Origin of the sequence: Pseudomonas sp. A-R-19 (assembly GCF_019956575.1) — a bacterium.
In the GTDB taxonomy this organism is placed as follows: domain Bacteria; phylum Pseudomonadota; class Gammaproteobacteria; order Pseudomonadales; family Pseudomonadaceae; genus Aquipseudomonas.
This window is the reverse complement of sequence record NZ_JAHBDR010000043.1, coordinates 1-26,096: the sequence shown is the minus strand read 5'-3', so window position 1 is coordinate 26,096 and position 26,096 is coordinate 1. Positions and strand designations below refer to the sequence as shown.

The 26,096-nt window shown below is 60.5% G+C and carries 22 protein-coding genes; 9 read left to right on the top strand and 13 right to left on the bottom strand.

Translation table 11 applies throughout. The annotated features are described in order from the left end of the window. Nucleotides 1–83: 83 nt before the first annotated feature. The 3 genes from phoB (at nucleotide 84) to KGA88_RS09470 (ending at nucleotide 3,600) form a co-directional block, all read left to right on the top strand. The gene (gene phoB, locus KGA88_RS09480) at nucleotides 84–773 is read left to right on the top strand and encodes a phosphate regulon transcriptional regulator PhoB (RefSeq protein ID WP_003229608.1); all 690 of its coding nucleotides are present in this window, start codon (nucleotides 84–86) and stop codon (nucleotides 771–773) included. 75 nt (nucleotides 774–848) lie between these two features. After that, nucleotides 849–2,135, top strand: a complete 1,287-nt coding sequence (gene phoR / locus KGA88_RS09475; protein WP_263296065.1) for a phosphate regulon sensor histidine kinase PhoR — start codon at nucleotides 849–851, stop codon at nucleotides 2,133–2,135. A 124-nt stretch (nucleotides 2,136–2,259) separates the two neighbouring features. Next, a complete protein-coding gene (locus tag KGA88_RS09470) occupies nucleotides 2,260–3,600 on the top strand; it encodes a hemolysin family protein (protein WP_104450297.1) in 1,341 nt (446 codons plus the stop codon). Between the two features lie 116 nt (nucleotides 3,601–3,716). Here the strand turns inward: KGA88_RS09470 and KGA88_RS09465 are convergent, their stop codons facing one another. The 8 genes from KGA88_RS09465 to KGA88_RS09430 form a co-directional block, all read right to left on the bottom strand. Beyond that, nucleotides 3,717–4,640 (bottom strand): peptidoglycan DD-metalloendopeptidase family protein, encoded by a 924-nt coding sequence (locus KGA88_RS09465; protein WP_110656982.1) that lies wholly within the window; start codon nucleotides 4,638–4,640, stop codon nucleotides 3,717–3,719. A gap of 208 nt (nucleotides 4,641–4,848) precedes the next feature. Continuing rightward, complete coding sequence (locus KGA88_RS09460; protein WP_223590394.1) at nucleotides 4,849–5,751, bottom strand: response regulator; 903 nt, start codon at nucleotides 5,749–5,751, stop codon at nucleotides 4,849–4,851. 167 nt (nucleotides 5,752–5,918) lie between these two features. Beyond that, nucleotides 5,919–6,680 carry a phosphate signaling complex protein PhoU gene (gene phoU / locus KGA88_RS09455; RefSeq protein WP_085723630.1) on the bottom strand — a complete coding sequence of 254 codons (762 nt, stop codon included), beginning with the start codon at nucleotides 6,678–6,680 and terminating at the stop codon, nucleotides 5,919–5,921. Nucleotides 6,681–6,751: 71 nt separating this feature from the next. Further along, nucleotides 6,752–7,585 carry a phosphate ABC transporter ATP-binding protein PstB gene (gene pstB / locus KGA88_RS09450; RefSeq protein WP_015097390.1) on the bottom strand — a complete coding sequence of 278 codons (834 nt, stop codon included), beginning with the start codon at nucleotides 7,583–7,585 and terminating at the stop codon, nucleotides 6,752–6,754. Between the two features lie 172 nt (nucleotides 7,586–7,757). Then, entirely contained in the window at nucleotides 7,758–9,428 is a 1,671-nt protein-coding gene (gene pstA / locus KGA88_RS09445; protein WP_223590391.1) for a phosphate ABC transporter permease PstA, read from the bottom strand. 15 nt (nucleotides 9,429–9,443) lie between these two features. Further along, on the bottom strand, nucleotides 9,444–11,726 hold the full coding sequence (locus tag KGA88_RS09440) for an ABC transporter permease subunit (protein ID WP_110656988.1): 2,283 nt from the start codon (nucleotides 11,724–11,726) through the stop codon (nucleotides 9,444–9,446). A 217-nt stretch (nucleotides 11,727–11,943) separates the two neighbouring features. Beyond that, the gene (locus KGA88_RS09435; RefSeq protein WP_007992839.1) at nucleotides 11,944–12,945 is read right to left on the bottom strand and encodes a phosphate ABC transporter substrate-binding protein PstS; all 1,002 of its coding nucleotides are present in this window, start codon (nucleotides 12,943–12,945) and stop codon (nucleotides 11,944–11,946) included. 234 nt (nucleotides 12,946–13,179) lie between these two features. Further along, on the bottom strand, nucleotides 13,180–14,478 hold the full coding sequence (locus KGA88_RS09430; protein WP_223590387.1) for an MFS transporter: 1,299 nt from the start codon (nucleotides 14,476–14,478) through the stop codon (nucleotides 13,180–13,182). 363 nt (nucleotides 14,479–14,841) lie between these two features. On the opposite strand from KGA88_RS09430, the gene KGA88_RS09425 reads away from it, so the two are divergent. Then, the gene (locus KGA88_RS09425; protein WP_007942704.1) at nucleotides 14,842–15,246 is read left to right on the top strand and encodes an acyl-CoA thioesterase; all 405 of its coding nucleotides are present in this window, start codon (nucleotides 14,842–14,844) and stop codon (nucleotides 15,244–15,246) included. Between the two features lie 68 nt (nucleotides 15,247–15,314). Further along, a complete protein-coding gene (locus KGA88_RS09420) occupies nucleotides 15,315–16,214 on the top strand; it encodes a D-hexose-6-phosphate mutarotase (RefSeq protein ID WP_110656994.1) in 900 nt (299 codons plus the stop codon). A 117-nt stretch (nucleotides 16,215–16,331) separates the two neighbouring features. Here KGA88_RS09420 and KGA88_RS09415 read toward each other — a convergent pair whose 3' ends face one another. From KGA88_RS09415 to KGA88_RS09395, 5 genes are all read right to left on the bottom strand, one after another. After that, nucleotides 16,332–16,868, bottom strand: a complete 537-nt coding sequence (locus tag KGA88_RS09415; protein WP_223590385.1) for a DUF3299 domain-containing protein — start codon at nucleotides 16,866–16,868, stop codon at nucleotides 16,332–16,334. Nucleotides 16,869–16,955: 87 nt separating this feature from the next. Beyond that, entirely contained in the window at nucleotides 16,956–17,201 is a 246-nt protein-coding gene (locus KGA88_RS09410) for a GlsB/YeaQ/YmgE family stress response membrane protein (protein ID WP_007928514.1), read from the bottom strand. A 106-nt stretch (nucleotides 17,202–17,307) separates the two neighbouring features. Next, nucleotides 17,308–18,390, bottom strand: coding sequence for a 5-(carboxyamino)imidazole ribonucleotide synthase (locus KGA88_RS09405; protein ID WP_223590382.1), 1,083 nt, complete (start codon nucleotides 18,388–18,390; stop codon nucleotides 17,308–17,310). Between the two features lie 11 nt (nucleotides 18,391–18,401). Then, on the bottom strand, nucleotides 18,402–18,893 hold the full coding sequence (purE, locus tag KGA88_RS09400) for a 5-(carboxyamino)imidazole ribonucleotide mutase (RefSeq protein WP_008030713.1): 492 nt from the start codon (nucleotides 18,891–18,893) through the stop codon (nucleotides 18,402–18,404). Between the two features lie 307 nt (nucleotides 18,894–19,200). Then, a complete protein-coding gene (locus KGA88_RS09395; RefSeq protein WP_103395970.1) occupies nucleotides 19,201–20,118 on the bottom strand; it encodes a LysR substrate-binding domain-containing protein in 918 nt (305 codons plus the stop codon). A 180-nt stretch (nucleotides 20,119–20,298) separates the two neighbouring features. Between KGA88_RS09395 and KGA88_RS09390 the strand changes: the two genes are divergently transcribed. The 4 genes from KGA88_RS09390 (at nucleotide 20,299) to KGA88_RS09375 (ending at nucleotide 25,969) form a co-directional block, all read left to right on the top strand. Beyond that, nucleotides 20,299–21,723 carry an aspartate ammonia-lyase gene (locus tag KGA88_RS09390; RefSeq protein WP_034152112.1) on the top strand — a complete coding sequence of 475 codons (1,425 nt, stop codon included), beginning with the start codon at nucleotides 20,299–20,301 and terminating at the stop codon, nucleotides 21,721–21,723. 531 nt (nucleotides 21,724–22,254) lie between these two features. Continuing rightward, nucleotides 22,255–23,706, top strand: coding sequence for an alanine/glycine:cation symporter family protein (locus tag KGA88_RS09385; protein WP_110658589.1), 1,452 nt, complete (start codon nucleotides 22,255–22,257; stop codon nucleotides 23,704–23,706). 100 nt (nucleotides 23,707–23,806) lie between these two features. After that, the gene (locus KGA88_RS09380) at nucleotides 23,807–24,811 is read left to right on the top strand and encodes an asparaginase (RefSeq protein ID WP_223590380.1); all 1,005 of its coding nucleotides are present in this window, start codon (nucleotides 23,807–23,809) and stop codon (nucleotides 24,809–24,811) included. Between the two features lie 159 nt (nucleotides 24,812–24,970). Next, on the top strand, nucleotides 24,971–25,969 hold the full coding sequence (locus tag KGA88_RS09375) for an AraC family transcriptional regulator (RefSeq protein WP_110658591.1): 999 nt from the start codon (nucleotides 24,971–24,973) through the stop codon (nucleotides 25,967–25,969). The last annotated feature ends 127 nt before the right edge of the window (nucleotides 25,970–26,096 follow it).

The window sequence follows — 26,096 nt, the reverse complement described above, 5'->3', positions numbered from 1 at the left end:
CGACTAAAATACTGTCACACGACTGCAATAATTCCGTTATCTAATGCGGCGCAAGACAGTTAAATGACAAGAGGATTAAAGGCATGGTTGGCAGGAGCATTCTGATCGTCGACGACGAAGCGCCTATTCGCGAAATGATCGCCGTAGCATTGGAAATGGCCGGCTATGACTGCCTGGAGGCTGAAAACTCCCAGCAGGCCCACGCCATTATCGTCGACCGCAAACCGGACCTGATCCTGCTCGACTGGATGCTGCCCGGCACGTCCGGCATCGAACTGGCCCGTCGTCTCAAGCGCGATGAACTGACCGGGGACATCCCGATCATCATGCTCACCGCCAAAGGTGAAGAGGACAACAAGATCCAGGGCCTGGAAGTCGGCGCCGACGACTACATCACCAAACCGTTTTCCCCACGTGAGCTGGTAGCGCGCCTGAAAGCCGTGCTGCGCCGCGCCGGTCCGACCGATGGCGAAGCGCCAATCGAAGTCGGCGGCCTGTTGCTGGACCCGATCAGCCACCGCGTGACCATCGACGGCCGACCTGCCGAGATGGGCCCGACCGAATACCGCTTGCTGCAATTCTTCATGACCCACCAGGAACGCGCCTACACCCGTGGGCAGTTGCTGGATCAGGTCTGGGGCGGCAACGTCTATGTCGAAGAGCGCACGGTCGACGTGCACATTCGACGCCTGCGCAAAGCCCTCGGCGATGCATACGAAAATCTGGTACAAACCGTGCGCGGCACCGGCTACCGGTTCTCAACCAAGGCCTGATGATCGCAGTGGTTCCACTCTCAAGGACGTATTTTTTTCGTGAACCAAAACTGGCATGGCACCCTGATTCGCCACATGCTGCTGCTGGTCACCGCCTGCCTGGTGATCGGCCTGATCACCGGCTACTACGGCTGGAGCCTCGCCGCAGGCCTGGGTCTCTACCTGGCCTGGACCCTCAAGCAATTGCTGCGTCTGCACGAGTGGCTGCGCCTGCACAAACCCGATGAAGCGCCACCCGACGGCTTCGGCCTGTGGGGCGAGGTCTTCGACAGCATCTACCACCTGCAACGCCGCGACCAACGGGTACGCGGGCGCCTGCAAGCGGTGATCGACCGGGTTCAGGAATCCACCGCCGCGCTGAAAGACGCAGTGATCATGCTCGACAGCGACGGCAACCTGGAATGGTGGAACCGTGCCGCCGAAACCCTGCTGGGCCTCAAGACGCCACAGGACAGCGGCCAACCGGTGACCAATCTGGTGCGCCATCCGCGCTTCAAGGAATACTTCGAGCAAGACAGTTACGCCGAGCCGCTGGAAATCCCCTCGCCGACCAACGACCGCGTGCGCATCCAGCTGTACATCACCCGTTATGGCAACAACGAACACTTGATGCTGGTGCGCGATGTGACGCGCATCCATCAGCTGGAACAGATGCGCAAAGACTTCATCGCCAACGTCTCCCATGAACTGCGCACTCCGCTGACGGTGATCTGCGGCTACCTGGAAACCCTGCTCGATAACGTCGACGAGGTGAACCCGCGCTGGATCCGGGCCTTGCAGCAGATGCAGCAACAAGGTGGGCGCATGCAAACCTTGCTCAACGACCTGTTGCTGCTGGCCAAGCTGGAAGCCACCGATTATCCGTCGGACAACCAGCCGGTACCGATCGACGGCTTGCTGCAATCGATCAAGAGCGACGCGCAACAGTTGTCCGGCCAGAAAAACCAGAAAATTACCCTGGAAGCCGACCCGACGATTCTGCTCAAGGGCAGCGAGGCGGAGTTGCGCAGCGCGTTTTCCAACCTGGTGTTCAACGCGGTGAAATATACCCCGGCCGAAGGCAACATCCGCATTCGCTGGTGGGGCGATGACCAGGGAGCGCACCTGAGCGTGCAGGATTCCGGGATCGGCATCGATAACAAACACCTGCCCCGCCTGACCGAACGCTTCTACCGCGTCGACTCCAGCCGCAACTCCAACACCGGCGGCACCGGCCTGGGGCTGGCGATCGTCAAACACGTTTTGTTACGACATCGGGCACGGATGGAAATCAGCAGCGTACCGGGCCACGGCAGTACCTTTACCTGCCACTTTGCCCCGGCTCAGGTCACCAAATCCCGGGTTATCAGCACCACTGATTGATACCGGCCAGCATGCGCCACTAGGCAATCACTCAGTCAGCCGCTACATTGGCTGACTTGTGCCTGCCTTTTCAGGCGCGGTTACTACTTCCCTTTCGAATACACGGAACCCGCAAAACTCCATCATGGACCCTTCCCCTGGCTTGACCCTCGCTACAATTTTCGCCGACTTCGGCATGATTCTTTTTGCTCTGATCCTGGTTTTGCTCAACGGATTTTTCGTTGCGGCGGAATTTGCCATGGTCAAACTGCGCTCGACCCGGGTCGAGGCCATTGCTGACAAAAACGGCTGGCGCGGACACATCCTGCGCACCGTGCACAGTCAGCTCGATGCGTACCTGTCGGCCTGCCAACTGGGTATCACCCTCGCCTCCCTGGGCCTGGGCTGGGTCGGTGAACCCGCGTTTGCCCATATTCTTGAGCCGCTGTTGAGCGCGGTCGGCGTCGAGTCGGCCGAAGTGGTCAAGGGCATCTCGTTCTTCACCGCGTTCTTCATCATTTCGTACCTGCACATCGTGGTCGGCGAACTGGCCCCGAAATCCTGGGCGATCCGCAAACCAGAATTGCTGTCGCTGTGGACCGCCGTGCCGCTGTACCTGTTCTACTGGGCCATGTACCCGGCCATCTACCTGCTCAACGCCAGCGCCAACACCATCCTGCGCATTGCCGGCCAAGGTGAACCTGGCCCGCACCACGAGCATCACTACAGCCGTGAAGAGCTGAAACTGATCCTGCACTCCAGCCGTGGCCAGGACCCGAGCGACCAAGGCATGCGTGTATTGGCCTCGGCGGTGGAAATGGGTGAGCTGGAAGTGGTCGACTGGGCCAATTCCCGCGAAGACCTGGTAACCCTGGAGTTCAACGCACCGCTCAAGCAGATCCTGGCGATGTTCCGTCGCCACAAGTTCAGCCGCTATCCGGTATACGACAGCGAGCGCCAGGAGTTCGTCGGCCTGCTGCACATCAAGGACCTGCTGCTGGAACTGGCGGCGCTGGACCACATTCCCGAGTCGTTCAACCTGGCTGAACTGACCCGCCCGCTGGAGCGCGTATCCCGGCACATGCCGCTGTCGCAATTGCTGGAGCAGTTCCGCAAGGGCGGCTCGCACTTCGCCGTGGTCGAAGAGGCCGACGGCAACATCATCGGCTACCTGACCATGGAAGACGTGCTGGAAGTGCTGGTAGGCGACATCCAGGACGAACACCGCAAGGCCGAACGCGGGATCCTCGCGTATCAGCCGGGCAAGCTGCTGGTGCGGGGCGATACGCCGCTGTTCAAGGTTGAGCGACTGCTGGGCATCGACCTCGACCATGTCGAAGCCGAAACCCTGGCCGGACTGGTCTACGAGAGCCTCAAGCGCGTACCCGAAGAGGAAGAAGTGCTGGAAGTCGAAGGCCTGCGAATCATCATCAAGAAGATGAAAGGGCCGAAGATTGTCCTGGCCAAGGTGTTGATGCTCGATTGATTGCGGTTGTGGTGGCGAGCTCTTGTGGCGAGGGGGCTTGCCCCCGCTCGGCTGCGCAGCAGTCGTAAGCTGGTATGTGTGAATAAACGGGGTTGCGGTAACTCTGTGATACCGCGTTATCGTTCATCGCCAGCAAGCCGGCTCCTACTGCCCAACGCAAAGTTGGGCAGTGCGCTGACTGGCTGGTTGAACTGGTACGGAATCGACACCAGCCCCAGCCCGGTATTGCGCTGCACCACGAAGTGCAAATGCGGCCCGGTGCTGTTGCCGGTGTTACCGGACAACGCCAACGCACTGCCCACCGTTACCCGCTGACCTTCCCGAACGCAGACCGAGCCTTTCTTCAGGTGCAGATAAACACCCATGGTCCCGTCATCGTGCAGCACCCGCACGAAATTGCCGGATGCATCGGTGCCGCGCCCGCTCTGGCGATTTTCCGTTTTCACCACCACACCGCCTCGCGCGGCAATGATCGGTGTGCCCTCAGGCATCGCAATGTCGATGGCGTAACGGCTCTTGGGCCCAAAGTGGCTGTAAGGCCCGTTGGCGCCCTGACTGATCCGAAACGGCCCGCCACGCCAGGGCAAGGGGTAGCGATAGCCCACGGCGACCCCTGAGGGGTCACCCAGGGAGTAATTGAACTTCGGAACGTAGGCGAGTGGCGTTCCGGCGTTTTTCGCCGTGAGTTGCGCCAGGCGAACGCTGGTGCGTTGCGGTATCACGCGCCGAATCGTACGCCCCGGCACCCCGCTGGCGTTCTTCACCCCGGTGAAACTCAGTTCGACCTCGACCGGCGCATACAGGTCATTGCGCACGTACACGCTGTCCACGCCGTTCTTCTTCATGATGACCAGGCGCACCTGGCGCTCAAGGTGCTCGACCATGCCATCGCGAAAAATAAACAGCTTGGAGTTTTTGCTGGTGGGGAAGTCGCTGTAGGAGACCACGCCATTGGCATCGGTGGACTTGTAGATCGTCATGGCCGTCGCCGAAGCGGCGGCCATGCACAGACCACAAAAAAGTAGCATTCGCGTGAACATGGGGATGAATTCTGTCGAGTGAAACTTGAGATGGAGCCTAGCAGCTGCAATGGACCCGGGTAGTCGACAGATGTTTCAGAAAAGGTGTTCAGCAGATGTGCGGTCGCAAGGAGGGCCCTTTCGCGAGCAAGCCCGCTCCCACATTGGAATGCATTTCAAATGTGGGAGCGGGCTTGCTCGCGAAGACGGACTGACAGACGACGCTGGATTACGCGCCAGGAATAAAGTGCTTCTGCGCCGTCCCCCGCGCAATCAGGCGCGAGATGTAATCGAGCTTCTGTGCATCCTGGTCGACAAAGCGGAAGGTCAATTGCAGCCAGTCGCTGTCGGGCTTCGGCTCGTGGGCCACGACGGCGTGCAGGTAACCATTGAGACGGGCGATTTCGGCATTGTCGCCCTGCTCCAGGTCCAGCACGGCGCTGTCGAGGATCTGCGGCAGGGTCTCGGTACGCTTGACCACCAACAGGGCTTCCTTGAGGCTCAAGGCCTTGATCACGCATTGCTGGATGCCGTTCGGCAAACGCAGTTGACCCTGACCACGGCCGCTGGCGGGATTCGAAGAGGCTGCAGGCGCCTTGACCGGAGGGCTGTTGAGCAAGCCCTTGGACGGTGCGGGTGCGGCCGTTGGCGTGGCAACGGGCGCCTTGCCAGCGGTCAAGGCGGCGAGGGAGTCGTTGGCGAATGCAGGGGGGGTCTTGGTCGCGGCTACGCTGATCAAGGCGTCGAGTTTGCCGACCTTGTGCAGCGCCTGCTTGACCTTGGTGATCAGTTGCTCGTTGGTGAACGGCTTGCTGACATAGCCGGATACTCCGGCCTGTATCGCCTGGACGACGTTCTCCTTGTCGCCACGGCTGGTCACCATCACAAAAGGCATGGCCTTGAGGTTGTCTTGCTCACGACACCAGGTCAGCAGTTCCAGGCCGGACATTTCCGGCATTTCCCAGTCGCACAGGACCAGGTCGAAGGCTTCCTTGGCCAGCATGGCCTGAGCCTTTTTGCCGTTGATCGCATCTTCGATCCGCATGCCCGGGAAATAATTGCGCAGGCACTTTTTCACCAAGTCACGGATGAACGACGCGTCGTCCACGACCAACACACTGACCTTACTCATCCACCACCCCTTTAAAAAATCCCGGCCAGCATACCGCCTTGCTGATGGCACATTGCCAAAAACCTTCAGTCACGCCGGACTTTTCGTTCACGGGTGCTGCTTTTCGAATTCGTCTGCCGCAAACAAAAACGCCCGGCCAATAGGCCGGGCGCTTTACTTGGGCAACCTTACTTATCGTCAGTTTTGCCCGGAACATTAGCGGTTTCGCCACTGGTTCCTTCAACTTCTTCCTTCATGCGCTTGAGACCCAGGTGCCGCACGTCCGTGCCGCGTACCAGATAAATCACCAGCTCCGAAATGTTGCGAGCGTGGTCGCCGATACGCTCCAGCGAACGCAGTACCCAGATAATGCTCAGAACCCGCGAAATGGAACGCGGATCTTCCATCATGTAGGTGGCCAGCTCACGCAGGGCGGTCTTGTATTCGCGGTCGATGATCTTGTCGTACTGCGCCACCGACAACGCCAGCTCGGCGTCGAAACGGGCAAAGGCGTCCAGTGCATCGCGGACCATGTTGCGCACCTGGTCACCGATATGGCGCACTTCGACGTAACCACGCGGCGCTTCGCCTTCCTCGCACAGCTGGATGGCGCGACGGGCGATCTTGGTCGCTTCGTCGCCGATGCGCTCCAGGTCGATCACCGATTTGGAAATGCTGATGATCAGCCGCAGGTCGGATGCTGCCGGCTGACGACGGGCCAGAATGCGCAGGCATTCTTCGTCGATGTTGCGTTCCATCTGGTTGATCTGGTCGTCGATCTCGCGTACCTGCTGGGCCAGGCCGGAGTCGGCCTCGATCAGCGCGGTCACCGCGTCGTTGACCTGCTTCTCGACCAACCCGCCCATGGCCAGGAGGTGGCTGCGCACTTCCTCGAGCTCAGCGTTGAACTGCGCGGAGATGTGGTGGGTAAGGCCTTCTTTACTAATCATGTTGGCGTCCTTGGAGCGTCCGGTAAGGTGCGGTGGACCGCAGCGTCAGTTGAGTGAGCAACAACAGCTTCCTAGCCGTAGCGACCAGTGATGTAGTCTTCGGTCTGCTTCTTCGCCGGATTGGTGAACAGGGTATCGGTGTCGCCGAACTCCACCAGTTTGCCCATGTACATGAACGCCGTGTAGTCGGAAACCCGCGCGGCTTGTTGCATGTTGTGGGTCACGATGACGATGGTGAACTTCGATTTCAGTTCGTAGATCAACTCTTCGACTTTCAGCGTGGAGATCGGGTCGAGTGCCGAGCACGGTTCGTCGAGCAGTAGCACTTCCGGCTCGACGGCGATGGTGCGGGCGATCACCAGACGCTGCTGCTGACCACCGGACAGGCCCAGTGCCGACTCGTGCAGACGGTCCTTGACCTCGTCCCACAGCGCCGCGCCTTTGAGTGCCCACTCGACAGCTTCGTCGAGGACGCGCTTCTTGTTGATGCCCTGGATACGCAGACCGTAGACCACGTTTTCGTAGATGGTCTTGGGGAACGGGTTCGGCTTCTGGAAAACCATGCCGACGCGACGACGCAGCTCGGCCACATCCTCGCCCTTGCGGTAGATGTTGTTGCCGTACAGGTTGATCTCGCCTTCGACACGGCAGCCATCCACCAGGTCGTTCATGCGGTTGAAGGTACGCAGCAGCGTCGACTTGCCACAGCCGGACGGGCCGATGAAGGCCGTCACGCGCTGTTTCGGGATGTTCATGCTGACGTCGTACAGCGCTTGTTTTTCGCCGTAGAACAGGCTCAGGCCCGGCACTTCGATTGCCACGGTTTCCTGCTCGAGGCTCAGGCTCTGCTTGTCGCGGCCCAGGGCGGACATGTTGATGCCGTGGGTATGTGCTTCGTGCTGCATGGGAGGCTCCCTGTGCTAACAAATTCGGTTCGGTTGCCACAGGCCGAGCCTGCGGGTTACACAATTCTTTCCTTGTAGGAGCCGGCTTGCTGGCGATGCAGGCAACTCGGTCCCGCAGGTTCACCGTGGTGATGCCTTCGCCAGCAAGCCGGCTCCTACAGTTCGGTGTTGATCAGCTGTCCAGCGCCTTGTACTTCTCGCGCAGGTGGTTACGGATGTACACCGCCGACAGGTTCAATGTCGCGATCACCAGCACCAGCAGCAGCGCCGTGGCGTACACCAGCGGCCGCGCGGCCTCGACGTTCGGGCTCTGGAAGCCGACGTCATAGATGTGGAAGCCCAGGTGCATGATCTTCTGGTCCAGGTGCAGGTACGGGTAGTTACCGTCCACCGGCAGCGACGGCGCCAGCTTCACCACACCCACCAGCATCAGCGGCGCCACTTCACCAGCGGCGCGAGCCACGGCGAGGATCATGCCGGTCATCATCGCCGGGCTGGCCATCGGGATGACGATCTTCCACAAGGTTTCAGCCTTGGTCGCGCCGAGGGCCAACGAACCTTCACGTACGGTGCGCGGGATACGCGCCAGGCCTTCTTCGGTAGCCACGATCACCACCGGCACCGCCAGCAGCGCCAGAGTCAGCGAGGCCCAGAGCAGACCGGGTGTACCGAAGGTCGGTGCGGGCAGCGCTTCCGGGAAGAACAAGCGGTCGACCGAACCACCCAGTACGTAGACGAAGAAGCCCAGGCCGAACACGCCGTAAACAATCGCCGGAACGCCCGCCAGGTTGTTCACCGCGATACGGATGATCCGCGTCAGGGTGTTCTGCTTGGCGTATTCACGCAGGTACACCGCTGCCAGCACGCCGAACGGGGTGACGATCATCGCCATGATCAGGGTCATCATCACGGTGCCGAAGATCGCCGGGAAAATCCCGCCTTCGGTGTTCGCTTCACGCGGGTCGTCCGACAGGAATTCCCAGATCTTGCTGAAGTAGAAACCGACTTTGGTGAAAGTGCTCATCGCGTTCGGCTGGTAGGCGTGAACCACTTTGCCCAGACCGATTTCAATCTCTTTGCCGTTGGCGTCGCGGGCAGTCAGCGCATCGCGATTGAACTGCGCATGCAGATCGCTCAGACGCGCTTCGACGTCCTGATAACGGGCATTGAGTTCGGCGCGCTCGGACTCCATGTCCGCTTGTGCGGTGGCGTCGAGCTTGCCTTCCAGTTCCAGTTTGCGACCGTGCAGGCGGATGCGTTCCAGACCGGCGTTGATCGCACCGATGTCAGTCTTTTCCAGCGACTTGAGCTGGGCGGCGAGCCCGCTCACACGGTTGATCCGCGCTTGTAGCTCAGGCCAGGCAGCCTCGCCCTCGGCGATGACCTTGCCGTCCTGTTTGACGTTGACCAGGTAGCCGTAGAAGTTGCCCCACTCGCGACGCTCGATGGCCATCAGCTCCGGCGGCGTGGTCTGGTTGGTCAGCCACTCGCCGACGATCCAGGTGAAGTCGTTACCGTTCAGGTCACGGTTGCCGACCTTGATCAGCTCGCGGGTCATGAACTCCGGACCCTGCTCAGGTACCGGCAAGCCGGCACTCTTCAAGCGGGCACGGGGTACTTCTTCTTTCTGTACCACTTCGCCGATGACCAGGTGATTGGCCTGGCCCGGCACGTCGTAGCTGGCGTGGATCAGATCCGCCGGCCAGAAGTGACCCAGGCCGCGCACGGCAATCACTGCCAGCAGGCCAATGGTCATGATGACCGCGATGGACACCGCGCCACCGCTGATCCAGACGCCGGGGGCGCCGCTCTTGAACCATCCTTTCAGGGAGTTCTGTTTCACAGACTTCTACCTTTCTTAAAGCGACGAGTATTTCTTGCGCAGACGCTGACGAATCAGTTCCGCGAGGGTGTTCATGACGAAGGTGAACAGCAGCAGCACCAGCGCCGAGAGGAACAGCACGCGGTAGTGGCTGCCGCCGACTTCCGACTCCGGCATTTCCACCGCGACGTTGGCGGCCAAGGTGCGCAGGCCTTCGAACAGGTTCATTTCCATGACCGGGGTGTTACCGGTGGCCATCAACACGATCATGGTTTCACCGACCGCACGGCCCATGCCGATCATCAGCGCCGAGAAGATACCCGGGCTGGCGGTGAGGATCACCACGCGGGTCATGGTCTGCCACGGCGTGGCACCGAGGGCCAGGGAGCCCAGGGTCAGGCCGCGTGGCACGCTGAACACGGCGTCTTCGGCGATGGAGTAGATGTTCGGGATGACCGCGAAGCCCATGGCCAAACCCACTACCAATGCGTTGCGCTGGTCGTAGGTGATGCCCAGGTCGTGGGAGATCCACATGCGCATGTCGCCGCCGAAGAACCAGTTCTCCATGAACGGACTCATGTACAGCGACAGCCAGCCCACGAACAGGATCACCGGAATCAGCAGCGCACTTTCCCAGCCATCCGGCACTCGCAGGCGGATCGATTCAGGCAGGCGACTGAAGGCGAAACCCGCCACCAGAATGCCGATCGGCAGCAGCATCAACAGGCTGAAGATGCCCGGCAAATGCCCTTCCACATACGGCGCAAGGAACAGACCGGCGAAGAAGCCGAGGATCACCGTTGGCATCGCTTCCATCAACTCGATCACCGGCTTGACCTTGCGGCGCATGCCCGGGGCCATGAAGTACGCGGTGTAGATCGCCGCGGCAACGGCCAGTGGAGCGGCCAGCAGCATGGCGTAGAACGCGGCTTTCAGGGTACCGAAGGTCAGCGGCGACAGGCTCAGCTTGGGTTCGAAGTCGGTGTTGGCGGCGGTCGATTGCCAGACGTATTTAGGCTCGTCGTAGTTCTCGTACCAGACCTTGCTCCACAGCGCGCTCCACGAAACTTCCGGGTGCGGGTTGTCGAGCAGCAGCGGGTGCAGCTTGCCGCCGGCTTCCACGATCACGCGGTTGGCGCGAGGCGACAGACCGAAAACGCCTTGGCCTTCAGCAACCGGCTCCACCAGCAAGGTGCGGTGGGCAGTGCTGTGGAACACGCCAAGCTTGCCGGAAGCGTCCAGGGCCACGAAGCCCTTGCGGCGTTCTTCGGCAGTGATTTCAACGATCGGCGTGGTGCCCATCTGGAAGGTGCGGATCTGCTTCAGGCGTTGCTCGCCATCGGGGTCGCGAGCCATGAACCACTGGGCCAGACCACCTTTGGAGTCGCCGATGATCAGCGAGATACCGCCCACCAGTTGGGTGCTGGCGGTGACTTGCGCTTCACCGTCTTCAAGCAATTTGTAGCGACCGTTGAGGCTCTTGTCGCGCAGGCTGAACACGTCCGCCTGGGCACGCCCGTTGACCACATACAGCCACTGCTGGCGCGGGTCGACGAAGATGTTCTTCACCGGCTCGGTCATTTGCGGCAGGTCGATGCGCTTCTGCTCGTTGGTGACTTCGCCGGTCATCATGTTCTCTTCGCTGGTCAGCGACAGAACATTGAGTTGCGAACCGGTGGAGCCGACCAGCATCAAGGTCGAATCGTTGGCGTTGAGGCTGACGTGCTCCAGCGCACCACCGGCTTCGTTCACCGCGATTGGCGCTTCGCCGTACGGGTACTCGACGGCCGGGGTGATGGTTTTCTTGCCTTCCGGGTAGCTGACTTTATAGGTGTGACGGAACACCAGCGCCTGACCGTTGGACAGGCCCACGGCCACCAGCGGATGACCTGGCTGGTCTTCGCCGATGGAAGTGACGGTGGTGCCGGCCGGAACAGGCAAATCGACGCGCTTGAGTTCGGCGCCACTGTCGATATCGAAGAACAGAGCCTGGCCCTTGTCGGAAACCCGCATCGCCACCTGGTTTTGCTCTTCCAGGGAGATCATCAGCGGCTTGCCGGAATCCTGCATCCAGGCTGGAGTGATCGCATCTTTCGCAGTCAGGCTGGCACCCTGGAACAACGGCGCAACCACGTAGGCGAGGAAGAAGAAGATCAGTGTGATGGCTGCCAGCACCGCCAGGCCGCCGATGAGGACGTACCAGCGGGTGAAGCGATCCTTGAGCGCGCGAATGCGACGCTTGCGTTGTAGCTCAGGCGTATTGAAGTCAATTCGCTTGGGGGGATTAGTAGTCATTGTGGAATTGGCCAGATCATTCATTCGCACACCCTAGCGATCCTGTATGACAGAAAGATGACAGTGCAGTGACGCAACAAATCCGCCGCCCGGTGGAACCGGCAGCGGAGCGAAAATTTGGGGGGCGTAGGAGCCGGCTTGCTGGCGATTCTGTCGACTCGGTCCGACAGGTTCACCGCGGTGATGCCATCGCCGGCAAGCCGGCTCCTACAGAGTCCGGGATTAACCCGGACTCAATTTGTTACTTTTTTGCGACTTCAGCGCCGCCTTCCGCCAGACCCAGGTCAGCCAGTGCTTTTGCAGCAACCTTGGCTGGCAGTGGGATGTAACCGTCTTTCACTACAACTTCCTGACCCTGTTTCGACAGAACCAGCTTCACGAACTCGGCTTCCAGCGGGGCCAGAGGCTTGTTCGGGGCTTTGTTGACGTAAACGTAGAGGAAACGGGACAGCGGGTACTTGCCGTTCAGGGCGTTTTCTTCGGTGTCTTCGATGAACTCGGTGCTGCCTTTCTTCGACAGAGCAACGGTTTTCACGCTAGCGGTCTTGTAGCCGATGCCCGAGTAACCGATACCGTTCAGCGAGGAGCTGATCGACTGCACGACCGAAGCCGAACCTGGTTGTTCGTTGACGTTTGGCTTGTAGTCGCCTTTGCACAGGGCTTCTTCCTTGAAGTAGCCGTAGGTGCCGGATACCGAGTTACGACCGAACAGTTGCACCGGCTTATTGGCCAGGTCACCGGTCACGCCCAGGTCACCCCAGGTTTTGACTTCGGTCTTGGCGCCGCACAGACGAGTCGAGGAGAAGATCGCGTCGACCTGTTCCATGGTCAGGTGCTGGATCGGGTTGTCCTTGTGTACGAATACGGCCAGGGCGTCCACGGCAACCGGGATAGCGGTTGGCTTGTAGCCGTACTTCTGCTCGAAGGCAGCCAGTTCGGTGTCCTTCATCTTGCGGCTCATCGGGCCCAGGTTGGAGGTGCCTTCAGTCAGCGCAGGTGGCGCGGTGGCGGAGCCAGCGGCCTGAATCTGGATGTTTACGTTCGGGTATTCTTTCTTGTAATTCTCGGCCCAGAGGGTCATGAGGTTGGCCAGGGTGTCGGAACCAACGCTGGACAGGTTGCCCGACACACCAGTGGTCTTGGTGTAGCTCGGGATAGCAGGGTCAACAGCGGCAACCGCGTTGGCAGTCGCAACGCCAGCAGCGACAAAAGTCATTGCCGCCATCAAACGCTTCAGTTTCATGCCTTACTCCTAGCAGATAGGGTGTGTTATTCGGGGCCAAGTATCAGCAGGCCGTGTGAACACTCTATGGCTGAAATATGACAATTGGATGAAAGGCCAGTATTCGCGTTCTACAAGATGTTTCGCGGCGCGTCCTTCGCGAGCAAGCCCGCTCCCACACTCAAGCTGGATTGCGGTCGAATGTGGGAGCGGGCTTGCTCGCGATAGCGTCAGTACGATCGACTCAGGACTCGATCAACGGCCCTTCTTCCAGAGATAAGCCCCCACCAGAATCCCGACTCCACACAGCACCGCCACATAATAGGCAGGCCCCATCGGACTTTCCTTGAGCAACAGGCTGACGATCATCGGCGTCAGGCCGCCGAAAATCGCGTAGGCGACGTTGTAGGAGAACGACAGCCCGCTGAAACGCACCACCGGCGGGAAAGCCTTGACCATCACATAGGGCACCGCGCCGATGGTGCCGACCAGCAGACCGGTCAGGGCATACATCGGGAACAGCCAGTCAGGATGGTCAGCCAGGCTGTGATAGAAGGTCCAGGAACTGGCCAGCAACGCGGTACAGCCGATCACGAAGACGCGTCCCGCACCGAAGCGATCGGCCAGTGCGCCGGCAATGATGCAACCAAAACTCAGGAATACAATCGCCACGCTGTTCGCCTGCAGGGCCGTGGTTGGCGAAAAGTGATAGACCGTCTGCAACACGGTCGGGGTCATCAGGATCAGCACCACGATGGCGGCCGACAGAAGCCAGGTCAGCAGCATCGAAATGGCGATGGCACCACGATGGTCACGCAGTACCGCGCGCAGCGGCACTTCTTCGGCCAGGGCCTTGCGCTGTTGCAGTTCGGCGAACACAGGGGTTTCGTGCAGCCAGCGACGCAAGTACACCGAGAACAGACCGAATACGCCACCCAGCAGGAACGGAATCCGCCAGGCGTAATCCGCTACTTCCACCGGGGTATAGAGGCTGTTGATCGCCGTGGCGACCAGAGAGCCGAGCAAGATACCCGCCGTCAGACCGCTGGTCAGGGTGCCGCAGGCGTAGCCGACATGCCGCTGCGGCACGTGTTCGGAAACAAAGACCCACGCCCCCGGCACTTCACCCCCAATGGCGGCGCCCTGGATCACCCGCATCAACAGCAACAGGATGGGGGCCCACATGCCGATCTGCGCATAAGTCGGCAGCAAGCCCATGATCAGGGTCGGCACCGCCATCATGAAAATGCTCAGGGTGAACATTTTCTTGCGGCCCAGCAGGTCGCCGAAGTGCGCCATTACGATGCCCCCCAGCGGCCGCGCCAGGTAGCCGGCAGCGAAGATGCCGAAGGTCTGCATCAGGCGTAGCCACTCGGGCATGTCCGCCGGGAAGAACAGCTTGCCCACCACCGTGGCGAAGAACACGAAGATGATGAAGTCGTAGAACTCCAGCGCGCCGCCCAGGGCAGACAGCGATAGAGTCTTGTAGTCGTTGCGGGTCAGCGGACGTGCGGGTTGGTCTGGCTGCGCGATGCTCGAGGGCGCTGTGGTCATGGCAAGGGCTTCTCTTATAGTCGGATCTGCAACCTCAACAACGCTGGCGGAGGTTTGGGCAGGTCCGGCACGATAGCAAATTGTTCGAAAAAGCACATAGAGGTGCGTTTTTGACGGTCAAAATGAGAACCGGACGGTCGTCGCGGAGTCTACCGACCGATATACTCAAACCTTGCTCCGGTTTTTGAGGGGTTGCTGTGCGAAAGCGCCTGTCAGGTTCATAGGCGATTTCGCAGAGTTTCCCTTTAGGCGCCTGATGGAAAACGTGACGAACGTAGTATGTTCGGTGCTGAATCGTTTTTCCCGAAGACGGCTACCACCAGCAATACCAACGAAGAGTCACGGGTCAGAGGCACCCCCGGAATGATAGAGCTCGAACAAGAAGATCCGATCCCGCAAGGCGACCTGGCCCTGCAAATCACCGCGCTCCCTCGCGAAACCAACGGCTTTGGCGATATTTTCGGCGGCTGGCTGGTGGCGCAGATGGATTTGGCAGGCACCGCGATGGCCAGCAAGGTCGCCGGTGGGCGTGTTGCCACCGTTGCGATCGACCGCATGGCGTTTCTGGTTCCGGTGGCAGTGGGCGCTCAGCTTTCCTTTTATACCCAGGCCCTGGAAATCGGCCGCAGCTCGATCAAGATGATGGTCGAGGTCTGGAGCGACGATCCACTGTCCAGCGAGTGGCGTAAAGTAACCGAAGCGGTCTTTGTGTTCGTTGCCATCGACGGCAGTGGCCGCACCCGCTCGGTTCCGCCCCGGGCTCGATAAAAAGCTTTTAAACCTGGTAGCCGTTTTGTGGTCGATAGTCGTCCACGTTACTGATCGAGAGCTGTCCCATGAGCACGCCCAATGTTGAAGCCGTAAAACTGGATGAACTGAACTGCTGGCGTATCCGCCACGGTCAGGCCGAATTACTGGTGGCCCAGCAAGGTGCGCACATCCTCAGCTATCAATTGGCAGGTCAGCCGCCGCTGATCTGGCTCAACGACGAGGCTGTATTCAAGACCGGCAAGAGCATCCGTGCCGGCGTGCCGGTGTGCTGGCCGTGGTTCGGCGTGTTTGAGCGCAATCCGCAAAGCGTTCAGGCGATGCGCGTCAGCAATGAAGCGCCGTCGGCCCACGGTTTTGTGCGAGCGATGGATTGGGAACTGGGCGGCATCGAAGCCGAGGGCGAAAGCCTGAAGGTCGAATTCCTCCTGCCCTACCCCGAAGGCGGCTTTCCCGGCTGGCCGCACCAGGTGGATTTGAAGCTGAGCATTCGCCTCGACGAGCAATTGCATATCCACCTGACCAGCCACAACCGGGGCGCTGAAGCCGTCAGCATAAGCCAGGCGCTGCACAGTTATTTTGCCGTCAGCGATGTGCGCGATGTGCACGTCGAAGGCGTGGACGGTCTCAACTACATCGAAACCCTGGACAACTGGAAAACCGTCACCCAGACCGGTGACCTGCGTTTTACCGGCGAGACCGACCGCATCTACCTCGATGCCCCGTCGCAACTGAGCATCGTCGATCCGGCTTGGGAACGGCGCATCGTACTGACCAGCAGTGGTTCGCGTACGGCGGTTATCTGGAACCCATGGACCGACCGCGCCGCCGCGTTCAGCGACATGGCGGACGACGGTTGGCAGCGCATGCTGTGCATCGAGACGGCGAACGTGATGGGTGATGTGGTGAACCTGAAACCAGGTGCCAACCATACGCTGAGCGTGAGCGTCGGTAGCAAGCCGCTCTAATCAACGCCACAAAACCAATGTGGGAGCGGGCTTGCTCGCGAAGGGGCCATAACATTCAACATCATCGTTGGCTGTTACACCGCCTTCGCGAGCAAGCCCGCTCCCACATTTGCATCTCTACAAGTCTGACTCTTTCACCACCCGCACCTTCTGCGCATCCAGTGCATACGCCGCATCGGCCAGGTCGTTGCTGACCTTCTCGACTTTCAGCGTGCCGGTGACCCACAGCGGCGTGTAGATATCGTTCAGTTTCAGGCCCTTTGGATAGCGCACCAGAACCAGCTGGTTAGGCGGCGGCGGTGGCACATGGATGCAGGCACCCGGGTACGGCACCAGGAAGAACAAGGTACTGCGGCCCTTGGCGTCGGACTCCAGCGGCACCGGGTAACCGCCAATGCGGATGTTCCTGTCGTTCATCGACGCAACGGTCTTGGTCGAATACATCACCGCCGGCAAGCCTTTGGCCTGCTTCATCCCACCTTTGTCGGTGAAAGTGCCATTGGCCTCAGGGGAGTTGTGGTCGATTTCAGGCATGGCCTCAAGGGCCTTCTGGTCCGACTTGGGCATCAATTCGAGCCAGTCGGTTTCCGGCAGTTCGCCGGCATGGGCAAAGCCTGTACCCAGTAAAACAAGAGTCAACAAAAGACGGCGCATGAAGGTGCTCGGTAAAGGGAAGAACAGGAAACGCCGAGCATTCTAGCCCTCCCCGCGCGCCGCGCAGAGAGGGTTTTGTCGCTTCAATCAGTTCTTTTTGACGAGGCCGTAGATCACCAGCAGCACCACCGCGCCTACCAGCGCACCGATGAAGCCAGCACCTTGACCAGCCTGGTAGATGCCCAGGGCTTGACCGCCGTAAGTGGCCGCCAGCGAACCGCCGATACCGAGCAGGATCGTCATGATCCAGCCCATGCTGTCATCGCCCGGTTTCAGGAACCGCGCCAGCAGGCCGACGATCAAGCCAATAAAGATGGTTCCGATAATTCCCATGGCATTCCCCTCTCAATGAAATAGCTATTTGAAAGCCTAGTCAGACTTTCGCAACCTGCCATGAGAGAACGGCGCAACCCGAAGGTTCCGCCGTTGCCGGATAAAACTATTCGGCGATCAGTGCTTCAACCTTGAGAATCTGGGCCGCCAGGGTCTCGCGGTCTGCACAACGAAGGTTGGCGTGACCGACCTTGCGGCCGACCTTGAACGCCTTGCCATAGTGATGCAGATGGCAATCGGCGATGTTCAGGACCTTCTCGGTCTCTGGCACTTTGCCGATGAAGTTGAGCATCGCGCTTTCACCAACCTTGGCCGTCGAACCCAACGGCAGACCGGCAACCGCCCGCAGGTGGTTTTCGAACTGGCTGCACTCGGCGCCTTCAGTGGTCCAGTGACCGGAGTTGTGCACGCGCGGGGCAATTTCGTTGGCCTTCAGGCCACCGTCGACTTCAAAGAACTCGAACGCCATCACACCGACGTAATCCAGCTGCTTGAGCACACGGCTGGAGTAGTCTTCAGCCAGGGCTTGCAACGGGTGATCGGTGCTTGCCACCGACAGCTTGAGGATGCCGCTGTCGTGGGTGTTGTGCACCAACGGATAGAAGCGGGTTTCACCGTCGCGGGCACGCACGGCGATCAGCGAGACTTCACCGGTGAACGGCACGAAGCCTTCCAGCAGGCAAGCCACGCTGCCCAGCTCGGCGAAGGTGCCGACTACATCTTCAGGGGTGCGCAGGACTTTCTGGCCCTTGCCGTCGTAACCCAGGGTACGGGTCTTGAGCACTGCCGGCAGGCCGATGGAAGCCACGGCGGCGTCCAGGTCAGCCTGGGACTGGATATCCGCGAACGCCGGGGTAGGAATCCCCAGGTCCTTGAACATGCTCTTCTCGAACCAGCGATCGCGGGCGATGCGCAGCGCTTCGGCGCTCGGGTAGACCGGAACGAATTGCGACAGGAACGCGACGGTTTCCGCCGGAACGCTTTCGAACTCGAAGGTCACCAGATCGACTTCATCGGCCAGTTGACGCAGGTGATCCTGATCGCCGTAATCGGCGCGCAGGTGTTCGCCCAACGCGGCTGCGCAAGCATCCGGTGCCGGGTCCAGGAAAGCGAAGTTCATGCCCAGCGGAGTGCCCGCCAGCGCCAACATGCGACCCAGTTGGCCGCCACCGATTACACCGATCTTCATCGTCAACAACCTCAGGCGATGCGTGGGTCTGGATTGTCCAGGACGCTGTCTGTCTGCTCGGCACGGAAGGTTTTCAGCACCTCGTGGAACTGCGGGTGCTTGGCGCCAAGGATACTTGCCGACAGCAGCGCTGCGTTGATCGCGCCGGCCTTGCCGATGGCCAGGGTGGCGACCGGAATGCCTGCTGGCATCTGCACAATAGACAGTAGCGAGTCGACGCCCGAAAGCATTGCCGACTGTACCGGTACGCCCAGCACCGGCAGGTGGGTCTTGGCTGCACACATGCCTGGCAGGTGAGCCGCGCCACCGGCACCGGCGATGATCACCTCGATGCCTCGTGCCTCGGCCTCTTCGGCGTACTGGAACAGCAGGTCCGGGGTGCGGTGGGCAGAAACCACTTTCACCTCGTAGGGGATGCCGAGCTTTTCCAGCATATCGGCGGTGTGGCTAAGGGTGGACCAATCGGACTTGGAGCCCATGATCACGCCAACCAGTGCACTCATCGTCGTGCCTCTTCTCTCTGGGCGCCCGCAGGCGCATCAAAAAACAACAAGCCACGCAGGATGCGTGGCTTGATTGTACGAATTATGGCCAGTCGTAACCGGCCGAAGGCCGCGCAGTATACCTCAAAGAAGCAGATAAACAGCCCCTGTGGCGACCATCTGTCATACGGCGCAAAGCGCCGGTTTTATTGACCGCAAGGTCAATCAAATCCACCCAAAATCCCCGTAGGAGCCGGCTTGCTGGCGAACCAGGCGACGTGCCGTGTCAGGCAGACCGGCGGCGTCTGGATAGCCAGCAAGCCGGCGCCTACAGTCCTGTAGGCGTTTGGGCTGCGCCCCCTTCGAGCTTGCGCCACAACAACCGCACGTTCGCCTTGCGCACCAACGCACAGCGATACAGGCGAATCTCCAGCGGCACATGCCATTGCGGGCCGCCGCAGACCACCAACTCACCACGCGCCAGTTCGGCACGCACGCTCAATTGCGGCACCCAGGCGATGCCCAACCCCTCCAGGGCCATGCTTTTCAGGCTGTCGGCCATGGCGGTTTCGTAGATGGTGGTGAAGCGCAGTGCCCGTTGGCGCAACAGCATGTTCACCGAACGGCCGAGAAACGCGCCGGCACTGTAGGCCAGCAGCGGCACGCTGGCCTCGCCTTCCAGGTCGAACAACGGCTTGCCGTCGGCATCGGCGGCACACACTGGGAGCATTTCAGTGTGGCCAAGGTGCAGCGAGGGGAAGATTTCCGGGTCCATTTGCATCGCCGCGTCCGGGTCATAGAACGCCAGCATCAAATCACAGCCGCCTTCACGCAATGCATGCACGGCGTCGCCGACGTTGGTCGCCACCAGTCGCGTGGCAATATTCAAGCCTTCGTTGCGCAACTGCGCGATCCAGCGCGGAAAGAAACCCAGCGCCAGGGAGTGCGCCGCAGCGACCTGCATCACTTCGCCCTGGCCGCCTTCCAGGTGATGCAGATGGCGTAACACTTCGCCGAGCTGCTCGACCACGGTGCGTGCGGTGACCAGAAACAATTGTCCCGCCGCCGTCAGTTCGATCGGCGTGCGCGAGCGATTGACCAGGGTCAGCCCCAGCGCCGCCTCCAGGCTGCGGATTCGCCGGCTGAACGCCGGTTGCGTCACAAAGCGTCGTTCCGCTGCCTGGGAGAAGCTGCGGGTGGCGGCCAGGGCACTGAAGTCCTCGAGCCATTTGCTTTCCAGATTCATCACGTCCTCCCGGACACGCACCAATTTAGGTCACACGCTCGCCGTCAGGCCGGCGTCACACGGGCATTATGCCGAATGTGCATAGCCTAGTGTTTAACAGCATTGGCCCAAAATTCTGCACAAGCCTAGCATTCACAACCTTCCGGCACAGACCGGGTCCATATTGAGATGATTTCTATCATGTCCTCCGCTGCATCATTCCGCACAGAAAATGACCTGCTTGGCGCCCTCGAAGTACCGGCTCAAGCGTATTACGGTATCCAGACCCTGCGAGCGGTGAATAACTTCCGCCTCTCGGGCGTTCCGATTTCGCATTACCCGAAACTGGTTGTCGGCCTGGCCATGGTTAAACAGGCCGCCGCTGACGCCAACCGTGAGTTGGGTCACCTGAGCGAAGCCAAGCACGCTGCCATCAGCGAAGCCTGTGCGCGTTTGATCCGCGGCGACTTCCACGAAGAGTTCGTGGTCGACATGATTCAAGGCGGCGCCGGTACCTCCACCAACATGAACGCCAACGAAGTGATCGCCAACGTTGCTCTGGAAGCAATGGGTCACCAGAAAGGCGAGTACCAGTACCTGCACCCGAACGACGACGTGAACATGGCGCAGTCGACCAACGACGCCTACCCGACGGCGATCCGCCTGGGTCTGTTGCTCGGTCACGACACCCTGCTGGCCAGCCTCGACAGCCTGATTCAAGCGTTCGCGGCCAAGGGCAAAGAATTCGATCACGTCCTGAAAATGGGCCGTACCCAACTTCAAGACGCCGTGCCGATGACCCTCGGCCAGGAATTTCGTGCCTTCGCCACCACCATGGGCGAAGACCTGGCTCGCCTGAAGACGCTGGCCCCGGAACTGCTGACTGAAGTGAACCTGGGTGGCACCGCGATCGGTACCGGCATCAACGCCGACCCGCGTTATCAAGCGCTGGCGGTACAGCGTCTGGCACTGATCAGCGGTCAACCGCTGGTACCGGCGGCCGACCTGATCGAAGCGACTTCCGACATGGGCGCCTTCGTGCTGTTCTCCGGCATGCTCAAGCGCACCGCGGTCAAGCTGTCGAAGATCTGCAACGACCTGCGCCTGCTGTCCAGCGGCCCACGCACCGGCATCAACGAAATCAACCTGCCGGCGCGTCAGCCAGGCAGCTCGATCATGCCAGGCAAGGTCAACCCGGTGATCCCGGAAGCTGTTAACCAGGTTGCATTCCAGGTCATCGGTAACGACCTGGCGCTGACCATGGCAGCCGAAGGCGGCCAACTGCAGTTGAACGTGATGGAGCCGCTGATCGCTTTCAAGATCTTCGACTCGATCCGCCTGCTGCAACGCGCCATGGACATGCTGCGCGAGCACTGCATCGTCGGCATCACTGCCAACGAAGCACGCTGCCGTGAACTGGTCGAGCACTCGATCGGCCTGGTCACCGCGCTGAACCCGTACATCGGCTACAAAAACGCCACCCGCATCGCCGGCCTCGCTCTTGAAAGCGGCCGCGGTGTGCTGGAACTGGTGCGCGAAGAAGGTCTGCTCGACGAAGCCATGCTCGCCGACATCCTGCGCCCGGAAAACATGATTGCTCCGCGCCTGGTGCCTCTGAAGGCATAACCCGACGCGTTACTTGTAGCACCGCTCACCAGGTCGAGGGACTAGACACCTCTCACCTTTTGAGGGCTTGGAGATCACTCTCCAGGCCCTTTTTTTTAACTGTTTGATCCTGAGAACCGTATGTCTGGGGGCTGACCAATGTGGGAGCGGGCTTGCTCGCGAAGGCGGCGGCACATTCAACAATGATGTGTCTGATACACCGCTTTCGCGAGCAAGCCCGCTCCCACCAAGAGCAGTTCCCGCATAGCCTGACAGCAAAAATGTCAGGTGTTTCAAAGGCTTCGCTTCACCGCACGCACCACAATCGTGCAGACGGACGGTACTGTCATCGGTATAGTGCCGCCCCTCTTCGCGTGAGCGGTCGTCGGTAGCGAGACCACAACCCATGCGAAACCCGAACTAATAACAAACCCGCGATATGAAACCGGGACGAACTTCGATCCGCCTGTTGTGCCGTGCGCCAGCGGGTGTAACTCGATGTGTCTGTCCGGCCAGCATTTGCCTACATAAAAAAACAGCGAGGAATAATCCATGCTCGAAGTCATTAACGACTTCCTCTCAGGGAAAGTACTGATCGTGCTCATTGTCGGGCTCGGTAGCTACTTCACGATCCGCTCGCGTTTCGTTCAACTGCGTCACTTCTTCCACATGTTCGCGGTGTTCCGCGACAGCCTCAAAAGCAGTGCCGGGCAACTGAGCTCGTTCCAGGCCTTGATGCTCAGCCTCGCTGGCCGCGTCGGTGCAGGCAACATTGCCGGCGTTGGTATTGCCGTAACCCTCGGTGGCCCCGGTGCAGTGTTCTGGATGTGGGTGACCGCACTGGTCGGCATGTCCAGCAGCTTCTTCGAATGTTCCCTCGGCCAGCTTTACAAGCGCTGCGATTCCGACGGCACCTTCCGTGGCGGCCCGTCCTATTACATCCAGCACGGCCTGCAAAAACGCTGGCTGGGCATGCTGATGGCGTTCCTTCTGTTGGTGACGTTCGGCTTCGCCTTCAACGGCCTGCAAGCCCATGCTGTGACGCACTCGTTGAACAACGCGTTCGGCCTCGACACCACTTACACCGGCATCGGTCTGGCCGTGTTGCTGGGCCTGGTATTCATCGGCGGGATCAAGCGCATCGCCAAGGTCGCTGACCTGCTGGTGCCGGTGAAAACCCTGGTGTACATCGGCGTGACCCTCTACGTGATCGTGCTGCAGTTCGACCATGTGCCGGGCATGCTGATGACCATCGTCAAGAGTGCCTTCGGTCTGGACCAGGCCTTCGGTGGCCTGATCGGCAGCGCCATTGTCATGGGCGTGAAGCGTGGCGTGTTTGCCAACGAAGCGGGCCTGGGCAGTGCGCCGAACGTGGCAGCGGTAGCGTCGGTCGAACACCCGGTGGCGCAAGGCGTGGTCCAGGCGTTCAGCGTGTTCCTCGACACCTTCGTGATCTGCACCTGCACCGCGTTGCTGATCCTGCTCTCCGGCTTTTACACCCCTGGCTTCGAAGGCGACGGCATTGCCCTGACCCAGAACTCGCTGGCCGCCGTGGTCGGTGACTGGGGGCGGATGTTCATCTCCGTGGCCCTGGCGTTGTTCGTGTTCACCTCGATCCTCTACAACTACTATCTGGGCGAGAGCAACCTGCGCTTTCTGATCGGTGAAAACCGCAAGGCCCTGATGGGCTATCGCGCACTGGTACTGGTGCTGATTTTCTGGGGCGCCATCGAGAACCTCGGCACCGTGTTCGCCTTCGCCGACATCACCATGACCATGCTCGCATTCGTCAACCTGATCGCGCTGTTCCTGCTGTTCAAGGTCGGCATGCGCATCCTGCGTGACTACGATGACCAGCGTGCCGCTGGCATCACCACACCGGTATTCGATTCGAGCAAATTCCCGGATCTTGATCTGGACCTGAAAGCCTGGCCGGCGAACCCGCCAGCACCAGCCGCCAAGGCTGAAGCTGCCCCGGCAGGCGTGACCGCAGCGCAACGCTGATCGGTAAAAACCGGGCGCATCCCCTGCGCCCGGCGTGACACAACTTGCAACCGGCGTCATGCTCGGACACAAGCCGTCATAGTTTTTTGGAGAACCGCCCATGAATGCCCCGACCTACCCTGCCGCCCAGCACGTCATGGTGCTCTACACCGGCGGCACCATCGGCATGCAGGCCAGCGCCAATGGCCTGGCCCCGGCATCCGGTTTCGAAGCGCGGATGCGCGAATACCTGCACAGCCAACCCGAACTGGTGGTGCCGCAGTGGCGCTTTCGCGAGATGTCGCCGTTGATCGACAGCGCCAACATGACCCCAGCGTACTGGCAGCAGCTGCGTGAAGCCGTCGTTGATGCGATTGAAGTGCAAGGTTGCGACAGCGTGCTGATCCTGCACGGCACCGACACCCTGGCCTACAGCGCCGCGGCCATGAGTTTTCAACTGTTGGGGCTGCATGCCCGCGTGTGTTTTACCGGTTCGATGCTGCCGGCCGGCGTGACCGACAGCGATGCCTGGGAAAACCTTGGCGGCGCGCTGGTTGCCTTGGGACAAGGACTGGCGCCGGGTGTGCATTTGTACTTCCACGGCGAATTGCTCGACCCGACTCGTTGCGCGAAGGTACGCAGTTTTGGTCGGCATCCGTTCAAGCGCCTGGAGCGTCAGGGCGGTGGCGTGAAAGCGACTTCGATTCCAACGCAACTGAATTACAACCAACCTAGACAACTGGCGAATGTCGCCGTGCTGCCGCTATTTCCAGGCATCAGCGCCGGGATCCTCAATGGCCTGCTCGACAGTGGCATTCAGGGCCTGGTGTTGGAGTGTTACGGCAGCGGCACCGGCCCGAGCGACAACCCTGCGTTTCTCGCCAGCCTCGGGCGTGCGCGGGACAAGGGCGTTGTGGTGGTGGCAGTCACGCAATGCCATGAAGGCGGCGTTGAACTGGACGTTTACGAAGCTGGCAGTCGCTTGCGCCGTGAGGGCGTGTTGTCCGGTGGCGGCATGACCCGTGAAGCGGCTTTCGGCAAATTGCATGGGTTGCTGGGTGCAGGACTTGATGTCGCGGAGGTTCGACGCCTGATCGAACTCGATCTCTGCGGCGAACTCATCTGACACCACACACCTCCTGTGGGAGCGGGCTTGCTCGCGAAGGCGTCAGGTCAGTCGACGCAAATGTTGAATGAACAACCGCTATCGCGGGCCCGCTCCTACAGGTCCCTCGCCCGGCATGTAACTTGCTGCGCTCCAGCCATCCCAAGGCTGGAAGTCCTCATGCTCCACTCCCACCTCACCACCCTCAACGCTGTCTCCCTGGTGCTCAACGCCTTCAAGGATGAAGGCCTGTCGAGCGAAGCGCTCCTGGCTGGCAGCGGCATCAGTACGGCAGATTTGAACCGCGCCGACACGCGCATCACCACCAACCAGGAAATGCAGGTCTGCGCCAATGCCGTTGCGCTCAAGCGCGACATCGGCCTGGAGCTGGGTCGGCGGATGCACGTTTCCTGCTACGGCATCCTCGGTTACGCACTGCTCACCAGTGCCACCTTCGGTGACGCTTTGCGGCTGGCGATGCGTTATCCGGCGCTGCTGGGAACACTTTTCGAGCTGAGCCTGGAGGACGACGGCGAGCGCGTCTGGTTCGCTGCCGCCGACTACCGCGAGAGCCCGGCCATGGCGGTGTTCAATGCCGAGTTCTGCCTGGTGTCGCTGAAAGTCACCTGTGACGATCTGCTCGGCCATCCCTTGCCCCTGGTTGCCGCACGCTTCGAACATGCCGCGCCCGACTACGAAGCGAGCTACGCCCAGCACTTCGACTGTCCGCTGCACTTCGGCGCACCGAACAATGCCTTCGCCTTCGACAGGCGCTGGCTCGATCAACCGTTGCCGCTCGCTGACGCGATTACCCATCAAGCCATGGCCGAGCGTTGCCGCAAGCAGAACCTTGAGTTCACCGGGCGCCAGGCCTGGCTGGGGCGAATCCGGCAATTGCTCAGTGCGCAATTGAATGCCGCGCCTGGGCTGGAGGGCCTGGCCGAACAGATGAATTGCTCGGCGCGGACCTTGCGCCGGCATCTCAAGGACATGGGCTGCAGCTACCAGGAACTGCTCGACGAACTGCGCTTCGAGCAGGCCAAGCAAATGCTCTGCGAAGATCAACTGCCGATCTATCAGATTGCCGAAGCGTTGGGCTTCAGCGAGACCGCGAGTTTTCGGCATGCGTTTGTGCGCTGGAGTGGTGTGGCGCCCAGCCAATTCCGGCCCCACGGATAACCTTGTAATTGGATGGACTCGCCCAAGCCGAGGCGTCAATGCGCCACGGTGGCAGTCTAAACAGCCAACGACAGCGAGGGCGAGTCCATGAAAAATCATAGTTCGTTTGATCAATCCGTGTCTTCTT

Bases quoted from the DNA above. Each gene is read 5' to 3' on its own strand.
- phoB (WP_003229608.1), top strand. From the start codon at position 84: ATGGTTGGCAGGAGCATTCTGATCGTCGACGACGAAGCGCCTATTCGC.
- phoR (WP_263296065.1), top strand. From the start codon at position 849: ATGCTGCTGCTGGTCACCGCCTGCCTGGTGATCGGCCTGATCACCGGC.
- KGA88_RS09470 (WP_104450297.1), top strand. From the start codon at position 2,260: ATGGACCCTTCCCCTGGCTTGACCCTCGCTACAATTTTCGCCGACTTC.
- KGA88_RS09465 (WP_110656982.1), bottom strand. From the start codon at position 4,640: ATGTTCACGCGAATGCTACTTTTTTGTGGTCTGTGCATGGCCGCCGCT.
- KGA88_RS09460 (WP_223590394.1), bottom strand. From the start codon at position 5,751: ATGAGTAAGGTCAGTGTGTTGGTCGTGGACGACGCGTCGTTCATCCGT.
- phoU (WP_085723630.1), bottom strand. From the start codon at position 6,680: ATGATTAGTAAAGAAGGCCTTACCCACCACATCTCCGCGCAGTTCAAC.
- pstB (WP_015097390.1), bottom strand. From the start codon at position 7,585: ATGCAGCACGAAGCACATACCCACGGCATCAACATGTCCGCCCTGGGC.
- KGA88_RS09440 (WP_110656988.1), bottom strand. From the start codon at position 11,726: ATGAATGATCTGGCCAATTCCACAATGACTACTAATCCCCCCAAGCGA.
- KGA88_RS09435 (WP_007992839.1), bottom strand. From the start codon at position 12,945: ATGAAACTGAAGCGTTTGATGGCGGCAATGACTTTTGTCGCTGCTGGC.
- KGA88_RS09430 (WP_223590387.1), bottom strand. From the start codon at position 14,478: ATGACCACAGCGCCCTCGAGCATCGCGCAGCCAGACCAACCCGCACGT.
- KGA88_RS09425 (WP_007942704.1), top strand. From the start codon at position 14,842: ATGATAGAGCTCGAACAAGAAGATCCGATCCCGCAAGGCGACCTGGCC.
- KGA88_RS09420 (WP_110656994.1), top strand. From the start codon at position 15,315: ATGAGCACGCCCAATGTTGAAGCCGTAAAACTGGATGAACTGAACTGC.
- KGA88_RS09415 (WP_223590385.1), bottom strand. From the start codon at position 16,868: ATGCGCCGTCTTTTGTTGACTCTTGTTTTACTGGGTACAGGCTTTGCC.
- KGA88_RS09410 (WP_007928514.1), bottom strand. From the start codon at position 17,201: ATGGGAATTATCGGAACCATCTTTATTGGCTTGATCGTCGGCCTGCTG.
- KGA88_RS09405 (WP_223590382.1), bottom strand. From the start codon at position 18,390: ATGAAGATCGGTGTAATCGGTGGCGGCCAACTGGGTCGCATGTTGGCG.
- purE (WP_008030713.1), bottom strand. From the start codon at position 18,893: ATGAGTGCACTGGTTGGCGTGATCATGGGCTCCAAGTCCGATTGGTCC.
- KGA88_RS09395 (WP_103395970.1), bottom strand. From the start codon at position 20,118: ATGAATCTGGAAAGCAAATGGCTCGAGGACTTCAGTGCCCTGGCCGCC.
- KGA88_RS09390 (WP_034152112.1), top strand. From the start codon at position 20,299: ATGTCCTCCGCTGCATCATTCCGCACAGAAAATGACCTGCTTGGCGCC.
- KGA88_RS09385 (WP_110658589.1), top strand. From the start codon at position 22,255: ATGCTCGAAGTCATTAACGACTTCCTCTCAGGGAAAGTACTGATCGTG.
- KGA88_RS09380 (WP_223590380.1), top strand. From the start codon at position 23,807: ATGAATGCCCCGACCTACCCTGCCGCCCAGCACGTCATGGTGCTCTAC.
- KGA88_RS09375 (WP_110658591.1), top strand. From the start codon at position 24,971: ATGCTCCACTCCCACCTCACCACCCTCAACGCTGTCTCCCTGGTGCTC.